The organism is Mesorhizobium sp. P2_F7, assembly GCF_056403695.1.
Genome location: NZ_JBFUFA010000003.1, coordinates 1 through 12965, shown reverse-complemented (window position 1 = coordinate 12965; position 12965 = coordinate 1). Strand labels below are relative to the sequence as shown.

Genomic DNA, 12965 nt, shown 5'->3' with positions numbered 1-12965 from the left:
AGGGGTTGCCCTCCTATCCTAACTTCAACTTCTACGCGGCCGCGGGCGGCATGGATCACAGTCGGGTGGAATGCCGCGGACATTGTGATCCGAACGCCCTGGCAGCGCGTATCAGGGCGCATGTATGCATCGAGATACGAGTTCATTGCCGGCACGGTTTCGCGTACGTTCGATCGCACGAGGATCGAACTAGCGATGACCATGCGCACTGATACGGAGTCGCTGTCGGCCGAGGAAGCCAAGCGTCTGCTCTCCGCGGTAGCGGAGCGACGCGATCGCTCGGCTTTTGCCTTACTCTTTGGCTTCTACGCCCCGCGACTAAAGGCCTTTATGATGCGATCCGGCATGGCGGTTTCCAGCGCCGAGGACATCGCGCAGGAGACTATGCTGCTGGTCTGGAAGAAGGCCTCATACTACGATCCGGCGCGCGCCGGGGTCTCGACGTGGATATTTACGATCGGCCGCAACGTGCGGATCGATCGGCTACGCCGGGAAAGCCGACCTGCGGCCGTTGCCAGCGCTTTCGACCCCTCGGACGAGCCCGACAGCCCGGTTTCGGGTGAGGCGGCTGTGATTGCCGCAGAGCGCGAAGAACGCGTGCGCTCTGCGGTTGCCCTGTTATCTCCCGAACAGGCCGATATCCTGCGGCTGTCATTCTTCGGCGACAAACCTCAATCGGAAATAGCGAACCAGCTTCGCATCCCGCTCGGTACCGTTAAATCGCGCGTGCGGCTGGCACTCAGCCGCCTTCGCCTGATCCTGGACGACCTCAAATGATCAATCATCATCCAAGCGACGAGACGTTGCTCCGCCAAGCCAGTGGCTCCCTGGAGGCCGGACCGCGAATCGTTGTGGCGGTTCATATCGGCGGTTGCCCGGCCTGTGCCGAACGAATTGCGCAATTCGAAGCCACAGGCGGCTTTTTCCTCGACGAAATAGAACCGCAAGCGATGAGCGAAGATGCCTTGGACCAGCAGATGGCGAAGATCGAGGTCGACGGCGAAAGGCCGGAGGAGCATCCAAGGCCGGCGCGCGCCGATATCGGCATCCGCCTGCCTGCGGCTCTGGATGGGTGCGGCGTTGGTCCATGGCGCTGGATCGGTCCCGGAGTGCGCTGGAGCCGGGTGACGGTCCCGCAAGATGCTGGAGCAAATGTCATGCTGCTGAAGGTGGCGGCCGGGCGCAGGATGCCGGAGCATACCCATTCCGGCTACGAGTACACTCAAGTGCTGAAGGGCTCGCTTTCCGACGCGCGTGGCCGCTACGGTCCTGGCGACCTGGATGAGGCTGACGATGAGGTTCAGCATCAGCCGGTAGTAGACGAGAGCGGGGAGTGTATATGCATCGCCGCCCTCGAGGGGCAGATGAGGCTGCGTGGCTTCTTTGGACGATTGATCCAACCTCTGCTTGGCGGTTGAGACGTTCCATGAGCGTCGCTACCCCCCTCGTCCTTGCTGCTATCTGTCTTTCGGTGACCATGGTGGCGGCGTGGTCTATTGCTCTGAGAACGGATCGGTCGGGGTGGATCGACGCGATCTGGTCATTCGCCGTCGGCATCTTCGGCGCTTTGGCGGCACTTCTCGTTTCGACCGATGACAGCTCAGTGCATCGGCAGTGGCTGGTCGCCATTCTCGCACTCGCCTGGTCGCTGAGGCTAGGCCTCCATGTCGCCAACCGGACCGCACGCAGCGGCCACGACGATCCGCGCTACCAACAGCTGAAGGAACAATGGGGCTCCAGCTTCCGCGCCAGGCTGTTTTGGTTTCTGCAGGTCCAGGCCGCGGCCGCTTTCCTGCTTGTGCTGTCGATTGTAGCCGCTGCCCACAATCCCGCCTACACCTTCGGTGCAAATGATTGGACCGGTGTAATGCTAATGCTGCTGGCGGTAGGCGGCGAGGCGACGGCCGACCACCAGTTGAAGGCCTTTCGAGCGGACCCCGCCAACAAAGGCCGGGTCTGCGATGTGGGCCTTTGGCACCTGTCGCGCCACCCCAACTATTTCTTCGAATGGCTGGCTTGGCTCTCCTATGTGGTGATCGGCTTCGATCCTTCAGGTCGCTATGCATGGGGATGGATCACGCTGGCCGGCCCTGTCCTGATGTACTGGCTGCTTGTCCATGTATCGGGCATCCCGCCGCTTGAGGCTCATATGCTGCGCTCGCGTGGCGAGCCTTTTCGCCGCTACCAGACGCGCGTCAATGCGTTCTGGCCAGGCCCACCAAAGGCGGCTGCCGCCGACTGGAGGAGATGAGGATGAGCCTGATCGCATCCGCAATCCGCGCTGTCGAGCGCGCCCCGTTGCCAGACGCCGCCACCCGCTACGGCATTGAGGTTCTCGTCGGTCGGACACGGCGGCGGCTGGCGGCGGGGCCCTCAGTCGACGACGGACGCTTTGCCAAAGACATGGCTGGCCGCTCCATAGCCGAGCACACGGCAGCAGCGAACGAGCAGCACTACGAGCTGCCGCCGGAGTTTTTCGCGCTGACGCTTGGTCCCCGCCGCAAATATTCTTGCTGCCTGTATCCGACGGGGAGCGAGACATTGGCCGAGGCGGAGATCGCCGCGCTGGAGCAGACCGTTGACCATGCAGGGCTTCGCGACGGTCAGTCGATCCTCGAACTCGGCTGCGGCTGGGGTTCGCTGACGCTGTTCATGGCGCAGCGTTTTCCTTCGGCCCGAATCGTAGCGGTGTCGAATTCGACGCCGCAGCGACTTTACATTCAGGCGGAGGCGACAGCACTCGGGCTGCGCAATATCGAGGTCATCACCGCCGACATGAATGAATTCCAGCCGCCAGCGCGGTTCGACCGCGTGGTATCGGTTGAAATGTTCGAGCACATGTCCAACTGGCGCGACCTGCTCGACCGTATCCGAACCTGGCTCCAGCCCGAAGGTCGGCTGTTCGTCCACATCTTCAACCATCGCCATAGCCCGTACCGCTTCAATCAACGCGATGACGCCGACTGGATCGCTCAGCACTTCTTCACCGGTGGCATCATGCCGAGCCACAAACTTATCAGCCAATTCCCGGATTGCTTCTCGATCGAGCGCGATTGGCGTTGGAACGGCCAGCAATACGCACGCACCGCCCGCGACTGGCTCGCGCGCTTCGACGCGAACCGCGGCCCGATCGACGCCATCCTTTCGGCTGTCTACGGCGCTGATGCGTCGCTCTGGCGTCGGCGCTGGCGGCTGTTCTACTTCGCCACCGAGGGCCTGTTCGGCCATGCCGGCGGCAAGGAGTGGGGCGTTAGCCACTACCTGCTCCGGCCGGCAGGCTGACATGCCAGGCTTCGCGCGCCTTTGGCGGGGGATCACCGCCTATGCCGCGCATGACGATCCGCTGACGGCCGCCGCTAACTGGATTGCGCTGGTTGTCGCCTGGAACCAGCCCTTCTACCCTTTCTATCTATGGGCGGTGGTCGGCGGCGATAAGGTCGCGCCGTCATTTCTCACTTTTCTGTCGACGCCCTTCTTTCTCGCCGTTCCGGCAGTTGCGAGACGGCATCCGCTCGCCGGGCGCCTCATGCTGCCGCTGGCAGGCATCGCCAATGGCGTCCTCAGCACCAAGGCGTTCGGTATCGGGTCGGGGGTCGAGATATTCCTCGTTCCTTGCGCGCTGATCGGCGCTGCCTTGTTCAGGCCTTCCGAACGGCCAATCGGGCTCGCTGTCGTTGCGCTCTGCGCTGCAGCCTACTTCATACCTGAGCGCGTATTCGGTCAGCCACTGGCCGACTATAGCGCTGCCGAGAATAATGGCATGGTCGGGCTCAACGCCTTGAGCGCCGCGACATTGATCGTGTTTGTCGGCTTGCTTTTGTCGGGCGCCGTCGCGGCGTCTGAGGAGCCCGACGTCAGGCGCCGCGCAGAAAATAGCGGGTCAGCAGAAAACCAAGAACCGCCGCCACCGCGCTGAGCAGAGAACCCCAGCAAATATCGGCCACCGTGATGATAGCCGGCCAGCCGCGTACGGTTGCCTGGTTGGTAAGATCGTAGGTCGCATAGGCGAAGAACCCATAGAGCGCGCCATAGACTGCCGCTGTAGTCCACTTGCCGGTCGAGAATGCCGGGGCGGTAGCAAAGACGATGATGCCCCCGATGTAGATCAGATAGAACAGGGCGGCTGGCGCGAGATTGACGTCGTCCACCAATATGTCCGCGAGATAGCGGCGGTAGAGGCGCTGCGACATCGTGGTTAGCCAGAGTGCATCAATGGCAAGGAAGGCGACCAGGGTGGTTGCATAGGCGACCGTGTAGCGGATCATGAAGCTGTTTCCTTTGCACTCGATATCTTGGCCTTGTCTTTTATGGACTGGTAAAGGATCAATGCCCTGTCTCGTGCGGCGCCATGATCAATGATCGGATTTGGGTAAGTCTTGCCGAGCTCTATTTTCACATGTGTCAGCAAGGTAGCTGGCGCCTCCCACGGCCGGTGGATGTAGCGGTCGGGCAAGCCAGCGATCTCCGGAACATAGCGGCGTACATAGTCGCCATGCGGGTCGAACTTTTCGCCCTGAAGGACAGGGTTGAAGATTCGAAAGAAGGGCGCGGCATCCGCGCCTGATCCGGCTACCCACTGCCAACTTGCGGGATTGTTCGCCGGGTCCGCGTCGACAAGAGTGTCCCAGAACCATCTCTCCCCTTCCCGCCAGTCAATCATCAGATCCTTGATGAGAAAGGAGGCGGTGATCATGCGCACGCGGTTGTGCATCCACCCAGTTCGCCAAAGTTCGCGCATGCCTGCGTCCACGATTGGGTAGCCAGTCATCCCGGTTTGCCAGGCCTTTGTCGCCTGGCTGTCGCGGTGCCAGGAGAAATCCTCGAATTCCGGGCGGAAACTCTGCTCGTGCAGGTGAGGATTGTGAAAGAGGAGATGGTAGGAGAACTCTCGCCAGCCGATTTCCTTGCGAAATTTCGCCTCTCCAGCCTTGTCCGACCTCCGCAGTGCGGCAAATATTTGAACTGGCGTGACTTCGCCGAAGGCTAAATGGGGTGAGAGGCGCGAGGTGCCCCGAATGGAGGGTATATCGCGTCGGTTTTCGTAGTCAGCCAAATCCTCATTGTTGAAGGCTTGCAGTCGGTGCCGAGCGCCAGCTTCGCCAGGGGTCCATCGATCTGCAAGCCCTTCCGCCCAATCAAGCGTTTTGGGAAGGAGGTCGAGGTCCTGCAGGGACAGGCCGTCGAACTTGCCCTCCCAGCCGTTGATTGATTTCGGTGCATCGATCGGATCGCGTAGGGCGCTCCCACTATTCAGTGCCTTCCAAAAAGGGGTGTAGACTTTGTAGTATCCGCCTGAGCCAGTCTTGAGCAGGGAGGGCTCGTGGAGCAGCGCGCCATCGAAGCTTTGCGCGATCAGCCCGGCTTCGCGAAGTTTCGTCTTCAGCGCCGAGTCTACAGCCGCTTCAGCCGGGTGGTAACGACGATTCCAGTACACACAATCCGCACCGCTCGCCGCAATGGCCGTGGTGACGACATCTCGTGTTTTGCCCCAGGCTAAAATAAGCTTCGCGCCGGCACTTTGCAGGCTCTGGCTCAGCGCGACCAGCGAATGGTGTAGCCACCAGCGGCTTGCTGCCCCCATCGGCCTAGTTCGCTGTATGTCTTCGTCAAGAATGAAGAGCGCCAGAACATGTCCATTCCGGTTGGCCGCAGCCGCAAGGGCGGCATTGTCGCTAACGCGGAGGTCACGTCGAAACAGTACAATGGTCGGCGCCGAACGTGACCTGCCATTCATTGTGTGGCCCGATTCACTTTGCCGGCGTCCAGCTGGTATTTTTGCAGATCACTCCACCGATGACACAGCCTCGCGTCGTCAACCCTTTGCCGGCAACCCGTAGGGTCATCGAAAATGTGAGCTTTCGCTTGGGGTCATAGGCGGTCCCCTTCAAGGTGCTGCCGGAATTCGGCTTGAGCGTCATGATCAGTTTGTCGCCAACGTCTTCGCCTTTACTGGTATCCCTGATCCAGAGATTGGTTGCGCACAGTTTCTCTCCGCAAGGAGCAATCCTGACGAGAGCATTGCCGTCATCCCTCAACCACACGCCGCGGGCGTCGGATAGAACGTCGGCATGCGCCATTGCTGAAACAAGCGTACCCACTGCGAATGCAGCTATCCCTTTCATCGACCAAGTCTCCGTACGCCCAATTCGCATTGTACGTCGCGACGGTGGGCGTGGATCACCTGATCCGCGGAAGCAGCCAACGCCCGCCATAACTCATGAGCAACTGTGGGGTAGGTCCGTGTCACATAGACATTCGCAATGACCGCTTCGGACCGTATGGCGACGTCCTGCTCAGTCACCAATGATGTCCGCTTTCTGGCAGCGGCGCAGCTGTCTTCAACGGCCGGGATAAGGCGCGAAGCCGCCATTTCTCAATGAGCCCGCCGCAATTCACCCGCCAGAACGGCGGTGTCGAGCAAGCAGAGAGGGCGATAACGCGACGTCTTCCTCCTCAAGGGGGCGGCTCCCCTTCTCGGCAAGTCGCTTACGCCTCTGTTCGCGGAAGGCGGTCAAGCCACATCGCGTGATGCCATAGAAGAACAGGCCAAAAATCAGCCCCAGTGGCACCGCGCCGAACAGCATCGGCTTTAGCACCGGTTCCCACAGTTGCGAAATTGAATGGGCTTGGAACATCTCACTCAGATGCGCTGGCGGGCCGTTTCGCACGTGGCCGTTCAACATGATCTTGCCGGCTTCCCAGGACGCTCCCGCAACAAGCGGGAATGTCAGCGGGTTACCAAAGACAAATGTTCCTAAACCTCCTGCCACCATGTTTCCCGCGATGAGCCAGCACACAATGGCGGCAATGGCGAAATGGGATCCCACCGGAAAGAATGACGCGAAAATGCCAGCCGCTACCCCAGCCGCGACCGCGTGTGGAGTGGCATTCAGGCGCAGAATGCGCTTTGAAAAATATTGAAGCGAGCGTGAGAACGACCGGCGCGGCCACACATAAGTGCGTAAGCGCTCGAAGAGACCATCAGGATTTCGGCGTCTAAAGAGCATCTCTTGCCCACCTAAAACGCAGTCTGAAGTTGATGCATTGATGTCGTCTCGTTGAAAAGCAACCTTTCCGCTTTGTTCTGAATTTGGATCAGCCAAGAGCCGCGTCGAGAATTGCAATCGGGCACCGCCTTGCCGGTGAGTAATGACTTCAGTCCACCTGGTGGATGGCCCGCGCCGGTTAGGGCGCGGGCCATTTCCAGCTATTGACTGATAACGATCCGCTGCCTGTCACGATTCTGGGCATAGGTGCCCTTGTCATAAGCGGTCTGCGCCTCAAGCTGGTCTTTGGTGAAATTGGTGTAGAGATAGCGATTGCCGTCCTTGTCGGCCATGAACTTCAGCTTCTCAAGGCCCACGGCCACCTGTTTTTCGCCCATGCCGAGGAAACCGCCGACGTCGACGATCACGGCATCAACCTTTTTGTCTGTGCTTAGAACCACGTCGCCAATCTCGCCGACCTTCGCATCATCAGCGCCATAGACGGTGGTGCCGACAAAGTCATTGGTGCTGATCTTGTCCACCGGCAACTCGGTCAGCGACGCCTTGTCGATAGCAGCTGTTGCTGTGTTGTCGGTCGTTGTAGCTGCAGGTTCGTTGTTGGCCGAGGCGGCGGCATTTGAAGCCGTCGTGTCGTAAGCCTTGAGGTCGAAGTCGGGCTGCGCGGTGAGGTCTTCCTTGCTGGTCTTAGCGACCAGCCAGCGTTCACCCTTCTTCTCGACCCATTCAGCCTTGCTGAAATCGTAAGCGACGTTCTTTTCACCAATGCCCAGGAACCCGCCGACGCCGATGACAATATATTTGGCTTTGCCGTCGTTGGCGATGACGATGTCTTTCACATCGCCGATCTTCGCGGCATCGTCAGCGGCACTGTCGTAGACGTCGGCGCCAATGATCTTGGTGACCAGGGTTCCTTCCGCCGTTGTCGCAGGCGACGCAGTTCTTGTCGTCGTTGCGGCGGGCTTTGTAGCATCTTCGGCTGTGGCTCCCGTGGCCCACACACCGGCTGTGAGGAGCGTGGCTATTGCTGTGGTAGCCAAGAGTTTGCGGAGCATGTTACGTTTCCTTTGTGCGTTAAGTGTTGATGCACGCCGCGTTCGACTTAACTGATTGCAACCGTTGGCCGAACGCGGCACCTTGCCATTTCACAACGGGCTTGGTGAGACACGGTTCCTTTCGCCGGCCGAATGCATTCTCAATTCGTCGGAAGGCCGCAAACTCCCAGCATCTTAGGGAACAGCAACCTTCTGGGAGCGGAGAATGGCGCACTCTTCCACCCTCAGCTTGATCATCGTGAGGTGCATGTGAGGCGACCGACTCCATCGGGCGCCTGGAGGCGCTATGTTTCATCCCAGAGGCTAGGATGGACTGTCCGCAGCCATGAAAGCCCTGAGGATCAATTTGTCCTGTTGATCGACGTAACCGCAAGGTTCGTCAGCTTGTTGTTGGTGGCTTTTTCCTGGTCGAGGATCTCGCTGAGCAACTTGTGCGCCTCATCATGCCCAAGGTCCTTTGCCCATTCCCGCAGCGAGCCGTACCGAGATATCTCATAGTGCTCGACTGCCTGGCAGGCCGCCAGCAGGCCGGAGTCGAGGGCCGTTCCTGACGCCTCCTCCATCAGCCCGTCGGCTTCCTTGATGAGGCCCTCAATCGCGTCGCACTTCTCGCCAGACGCCTTCATGCCTATCGACTTGAACACCTGCTCGAGCTTCTTGATCTGCCCCTTCGTCTCCTCGAGATGGTCCTCGGCTGCTTTCTTTAGCTTGGCGTCCTTCACGGCCGCAGCCACCTTGGGCAATGCCTTGGTAATCGCGTTCTCCGCGTAATACATGTCTCGGAGGGTATGTTCGAAAATATCGCCTAACGTTTTCATTGCGGTGCTCCTTGCCCGAATTGGCTTCCGGTGAAAGAGCGGGCAAGGTAAAAGGTTCCGTGCCTTTCACTTGGCCGTGGCACGTCCTGGCAGGTGTCACCTGGCTTATAGGGGAATTGCGACAGCTTACTGCGTGGTCAGAGATGAAGACCCAGCATTAATGCGGTCAGCGCTGCGCTCGCGGGTGTACCGCCACCAGCACAACAACTCCACCAAGGTTAGACTTGCCCTGCGCGAGGAGGGGCTTCAAAAGCTGGCTCGGACAGCTCAGTAGGACTGCGAAGTCGACCTGAACCCGAGGGATTGAGCGTCGCAAGAGGGTTGTGAAAAACGCGTGATCCCTAGGACCACGCGCCTCAATCACCAGTATGAACGTGCAAGCTCGATTATTGGATCAGCGTCTAATCATTCGAGCGACGGCAATCAAAATGCATGCACCGATAAAGCCGGCGACAAGATAGCCAAGCCAGCCGCTCAAAGATAAGCCCAGCAGCCCCAGAAGGACGTTGGCAACGATGGCGCCAACGATCCCCAAAATGATGTTCATGAGCACTCCCATATTGCTTTTCATGAACATCTCGGCGAGCCAGCCGGCGATACCGCCGATGACGATAGCAGCTATCCAACCAACACCTGGATTTTCCATGTTTTCCCCTTTCCTTGAACCTAAATTGGTTCGGCGGAGAACGTGCCATAAGCCAATAAAGTTCCGCGGGTGCAACTGCCAGATTCCGCCTACCTCTGGAGGTGGCGACGAAGCAGTCGGATGTTGCGGTTGTTGGCCTTAAAATAGATATCGAAGATTGAACCGAGAATAGGAACGCTTCCCCCAACCGTATCAAGCAGCACGTTCCCTAGCATGCGGGCGACCAAGCCATTTCCAGCACCGCAGTTTCGGGCTCGCATGACGATATATGCCGAGACCAGACCCGTCGCCACATCTCCCAGTACGGGTACCAGACCCACCAGGGCATCCAGTCCAAAACGAATTGATGTTCCTGGGATGCGCCAGCGGGAATCAAGCAATGCGGCCAGTAAATCCAACTCGACAATTGCTCTTGCCATCTCAGACTCGCGATGGCCCTCCCGGCTCGTTTCGGCGGCCAGACGTGTGCGATTTAACAAATTGCCCCGGACTAGGGCTGTTGCTCTAGACATCGCTCTGGCCGGTTGAATTTTGTGGCCTACGCATGGGCACGTCATCAAGCAGGGTCGTCTCATCCGAGCCTCGCGTCGGCTCAGGGGGCAAGTTACCATTTGGCGTCATCTTGTTGACCGCCTCGGGCAAATCCCGGGTTATCCTGCTGATGAGTTCCTCGCGCGAAAGGCCGGTCTGCATTGAAAGGGACGTCAGCGTGTCTTCGTCTATTGCCGCTTCCACGTCGCTCGGCTGGATAGGCTGGTTTGGCCCGGTGCCAACCCAAGAATCGACCTTCGAGCCTGCCCCTGCCCCCCTGAATCGGTCCAAGATGTCACCAAGGGCTGTCCCCGAGACGCCATTCGAAATCTGATCCAGAATCCCGCCTTGCGGGTCGTTTGGATTTCGATCTCCCACCCCACGGATCATGTCGCCGATCTTGTCGCGATTCTGGTACGCTAGGACGCCGAGCATCGCGATCGCCAATCTTCCAAGATTTGCCATTGGTACCTCCACCGTTAAAGAGGAGAAGGGCTTAACCTTACAAAGGTTCCGCCAGCGACGATCTAATGCTTTTGACCGCGTTCGAGAAATGCGCCCGAATGACGAGTCCAAAATCCGGACTTCATTCCGCCTGAGCCGACCGTCTGATTTCGGAAACGACCAGGAGACCTCAATCCCAGACACCAGGCGCAAAGCAGGCATTTAGGGGCGGATGAATGCTCTCCATCGCCCTATCGCGGCGGATGTGACCGAGGCTCAGGCGACGTCGATCTTGTATGCACGGTTGCGCGCACAGTGGCTTGCGCTCATTCTTAAGTCAGCCAGCACCCGCGCCTCGTTCAAGCCAAACTGGTCAGGCCCAGCGACAGCCGCGGCAAGTCCTCCAGACCTGCCGCTGGGGCCGCCCTGCGCCGACAGACGCGCCGGGCGACGGGGAACGTCAAGGTCCCGGTCTCTTGTGAGTGAAGAAGCCAGCACCTCTTCGAGCGCGGGCCGATCGGAGGCCCGGTCTTCGGCGAGCGATGCAGGGCACCACCCGCCGCAGGTCTCAACCATCAGCGGCAGCTAATGTTCCATCAAGCCACGTTCTCCCACCGGAACCTAGCCGGGCTGCCGGCGTTTCAACTGCTGTGCAACCAAGGAGGCCAAGGCCATGGATTGGAACCGCGTTGAAGGTAACTGGAAGCAGGTCAAGGGCAAGGTCAAGGAACAATGGGGCAAGCTGACTGACGACGATTTGGACCGCATTGCCGGCAAGCGCGATCAGCTCGAAGGAAAGATTCAGGAGAGATACGGCATCGAGAAGGACCGGGTCCGGAGAGACATCGATGACTGGTACTCGATGCAAGGTTGGTAGATCGGATCTCTCTTCAAGAGCTGCATTTCCAAGGGCGCCCCATCAGGCGCCCTTTTTGTTGATTCATTACACTTTCCAGATCACCCGGCGGTCAGCTTCGTAGCGCACATACTCGCCGCCAGTAGGCTTGACGGTGGCCTGGTCAGCGAACTCCGGTGCTCGCTGGCGACACAGCAACGGTTTCGAGATGGTGGACACAGGGGGGCGCGTAGGCGGGCGCCGAGTGGAGCACTCCGGCTAGGCACTAATTTGGATGGGTGACCGTCTTCGTTGCCTCTTCTTCCAGCGTCCGAAGCTTTTCTCGAATCTCCTCGGGCTCCGCATGCTCTAATCCGACGACGTCATTCCTTGTTTCCCTCAGCGAGATAATAATCTCATCAAGTTTTGCGTGGATGGCGGCTGTGTCGCGATAGCCTTGGATCAACACAACCCCGGTGATTACGATGGCCGCAACCGACAATGCGTAAGTGACTACATTTGTCAGGCCAAATGGGACCAGCGCAGTGCACAGCAGCATGGCTATGAGCAGGACATAAAAACCCGGGGGGCGGGATAGAAAGTCCCCCACTGCAAAGAGGAAGCGGTTCATGACCATCCCGAAGTCAAGAAGACTATCAATGCCGTGACGGCTACGCAAATAGGCACGGCCGCGAGCCAGCTCGCCTCTAGGAACCGAGTCTCCTTGTCACGAAGCATTGAATATCCTCCTCTTCTCTGCAAGCCCCGGAGAACACCCCGCCGCTCGTGGCTGGAGTGGCGGCCATTTCGCATTACTCGAGGATCTGCATGAATTACGGGCGTCAGGGTCAACGACCACTGCGTGGTCTCGTCAACCGCCACTTGAAGGGGCTGGGGCGGCAGGCTTCGCCGGCTCGGGTGGAGCTTCTACCTTTGGAGCTTCCACCTTTGGCGCTTCAACCTTGACGTTGATGTCCCGGCTGCCGCCGCCATGGATGTTGATGGCGCCAGTAAGTATTAGCAAGACTACAATTGCAATAAGGCCAAGAACAACAGCAATCGCAGTGCCGCCACTACCGCCGGAGTTAACAACAGTTGGGCCGTCAGCCATGGCTCCCTCTCCTATTTTAGTTGCTTAGATTTGTCCAACGGGCGCCAATGCACGGAGTTCCACCATTAGGGCTAGGGTCTACGCGAGATAGGCCTTTGGTCCGACAAACTTCGGGCTAAAGCCCCACGACAGGAACAATCTGCGGCTATCCAAGTTCGATTTCTTGGCGAGCAGGCATGGTGCTGCCGCCATGTTCAACGAGGAGAAAATCATGAGAATGCACCTCACAAGCGCCGCCGCGGCGGCGGTACTGTTGGCCGGCGTTGGCGCTGTCGCAGCGCAGGATGTCATCATCACACCTGAACAGGACACGGTCGTCCGTGAATACGTAAAAAAGCAGCCGCTCGCCTCGGTGAAGATCCCCGGCGTCGAACTCAATATCGGGACGGCTCTGCCTGACACGGTGGAACTTCATGAGGTCCCGAACGTCAAGTATCGGTACGTTGTGGTCGACAACCGCACGGTCCTGGTTGATCCGGGCACCCGGAAAATCATCAAGGTCTACGACCAAGGTCTACGAC

The 12965-nt window shown here is 59.1% G+C and carries 18 protein-coding genes; 7 read left to right on the top strand and 11 right to left on the bottom strand.

Going from position 1 to position 12965, the window contains the following annotated elements; translation table 11 throughout:
- Positions 1-195 precede the first annotated feature (195 nt).
- Genes AC1DZ8_RS09815 through AC1DZ8_RS09795 form a run of 5 tightly spaced genes read left to right on the top strand, consistent with a single transcriptional unit; the run spans position 196 to position 3916 of the window.
- Positions 196-777, top strand: coding sequence for a sigma-70 family RNA polymerase sigma factor (locus AC1DZ8_RS09815; protein WP_477310753.1), 582 nt, complete (start codon positions 196-198; stop codon positions 775-777).
- Positions 774-1418, top strand: a complete 645-nt coding sequence (locus AC1DZ8_RS09810) for a ChrR family anti-sigma-E factor (protein WP_477310755.1) — start codon at positions 774-776, stop codon at positions 1416-1418. The genes AC1DZ8_RS09815 and AC1DZ8_RS09810 overlap by 4 nt, the downstream gene beginning before the upstream one ends.
- Before the next feature lie 8 nt (positions 1419-1426).
- Positions 1427-2251 carry a DUF1295 domain-containing protein gene (locus AC1DZ8_RS09805; protein WP_477310757.1) on the top strand — a complete coding sequence of 275 codons (825 nt, stop codon included), beginning with the start codon at positions 1427-1429 and terminating at the stop codon, positions 2249-2251.
- 2 nt (positions 2252-2253) lie between these two features.
- Entirely contained in the window at positions 2254-3282 is a 1029-nt protein-coding gene (locus AC1DZ8_RS09800; RefSeq protein ID WP_477310759.1) for an SAM-dependent methyltransferase, read from the top strand.
- A 1-nt stretch (position 3283) separates the two neighbouring features.
- Positions 3284-3916: a hypothetical protein gene (locus tag AC1DZ8_RS09795; protein WP_477310760.1), complete on the top strand. Its 633-nt coding sequence runs from the start codon at positions 3284-3286 to the stop codon at positions 3914-3916.
- Here the strand turns inward: AC1DZ8_RS09795 and AC1DZ8_RS09790 are convergent.
- The 9 genes from AC1DZ8_RS09790 to AC1DZ8_RS09750 form a co-directional block, all read right to left on the bottom strand.
- The gene (locus AC1DZ8_RS09790) at positions 3855-4265 is read right to left on the bottom strand and encodes a DUF2177 family protein (RefSeq protein WP_477310762.1); all 411 of its coding nucleotides are present in this window, start codon (positions 4263-4265) and stop codon (positions 3855-3857) included. The genes AC1DZ8_RS09795 and AC1DZ8_RS09790 overlap by 62 nt on opposite strands.
- Complete coding sequence (locus AC1DZ8_RS09785; RefSeq protein ID WP_477310764.1) at positions 4262-5734, bottom strand: cryptochrome/photolyase family protein; 1473 nt, start codon at positions 5732-5734, stop codon at positions 4262-4264. Before AC1DZ8_RS09785 ends, AC1DZ8_RS09790 begins: the two co-directional genes overlap by 4 nt.
- Positions 5735-5747: 13 nt before the next feature.
- On the bottom strand, positions 5748-6122 hold the full coding sequence (locus tag AC1DZ8_RS09780; protein ID WP_477310766.1) for a DUF2147 domain-containing protein: 375 nt from the start codon (positions 6120-6122) through the stop codon (positions 5748-5750).
- A gap of 270 nt (positions 6123-6392) precedes the next feature.
- Positions 6393-7007 carry a DUF2062 domain-containing protein gene (locus AC1DZ8_RS09775; protein ID WP_477401041.1) on the bottom strand — a complete coding sequence of 205 codons (615 nt, stop codon included), beginning with the start codon at positions 7005-7007 and terminating at the stop codon, positions 6393-6395.
- A gap of 200 nt (positions 7008-7207) precedes the next feature.
- Positions 7208-8059, bottom strand: a complete 852-nt coding sequence (locus AC1DZ8_RS09770; RefSeq protein WP_477400801.1) for a PRC-barrel domain-containing protein — start codon at positions 8057-8059, stop codon at positions 7208-7210.
- A 341-nt stretch (positions 8060-8400) separates the two neighbouring features.
- Positions 8401-8877: a YciE/YciF ferroxidase family protein gene (locus AC1DZ8_RS09765; RefSeq protein ID WP_477310898.1), complete on the bottom strand. Its 477-nt coding sequence runs from the start codon at positions 8875-8877 to the stop codon at positions 8401-8403.
- Positions 8878-9271: 394 nt separating this feature from the next.
- The gene (locus AC1DZ8_RS09760) at positions 9272-9523 is read right to left on the bottom strand and encodes a GlsB/YeaQ/YmgE family stress response membrane protein (protein ID WP_477310900.1); all 252 of its coding nucleotides are present in this window, start codon (positions 9521-9523) and stop codon (positions 9272-9274) included.
- Positions 9524-9612: 89 nt separating this feature from the next.
- A complete protein-coding gene (locus AC1DZ8_RS09755) occupies positions 9613-9942 on the bottom strand; it encodes a DUF4112 domain-containing protein (protein ID WP_477310902.1) in 330 nt (109 codons plus the stop codon).
- Between the two features lie 85 nt (positions 9943-10027).
- Complete coding sequence (locus tag AC1DZ8_RS09750; protein WP_477310904.1) at positions 10028-10519, bottom strand: YidB family protein; 492 nt, start codon at positions 10517-10519, stop codon at positions 10028-10030.
- A gap of 652 nt (positions 10520-11171) precedes the next feature.
- Here AC1DZ8_RS09750 and AC1DZ8_RS09745 point away from each other — a divergent pair.
- The gene (locus tag AC1DZ8_RS09745) at positions 11172-11375 is read left to right on the top strand and encodes a CsbD family protein (protein WP_025583583.1); all 204 of its coding nucleotides are present in this window, start codon (positions 11172-11174) and stop codon (positions 11373-11375) included.
- 244 nt (positions 11376-11619) lie between these two features.
- Here the strand turns inward: AC1DZ8_RS09745 and AC1DZ8_RS09740 are convergent, their stop codons facing one another.
- On the bottom strand, positions 11620-11964 hold the full coding sequence (locus AC1DZ8_RS09740) for a low affinity iron permease family protein (RefSeq protein ID WP_477310906.1): 345 nt from the start codon (positions 11962-11964) through the stop codon (positions 11620-11622).
- Positions 11965-12204: 240 nt separating this feature from the next.
- On the bottom strand, positions 12205-12444 hold the full coding sequence (locus AC1DZ8_RS09735) for a hypothetical protein (protein ID WP_477310908.1): 240 nt from the start codon (positions 12442-12444) through the stop codon (positions 12205-12207).
- A 211-nt stretch (positions 12445-12655) separates the two neighbouring features.
- On the opposite strand from AC1DZ8_RS09735, the gene AC1DZ8_RS09730 reads away from it, so the two are divergent.
- Positions 12656-12965, top strand: a 310-nt coding sequence (locus tag AC1DZ8_RS09730) for a DUF1236 domain-containing protein (protein ID WP_477400798.1), incomplete at its 3' end; no start/stop codon positions are given.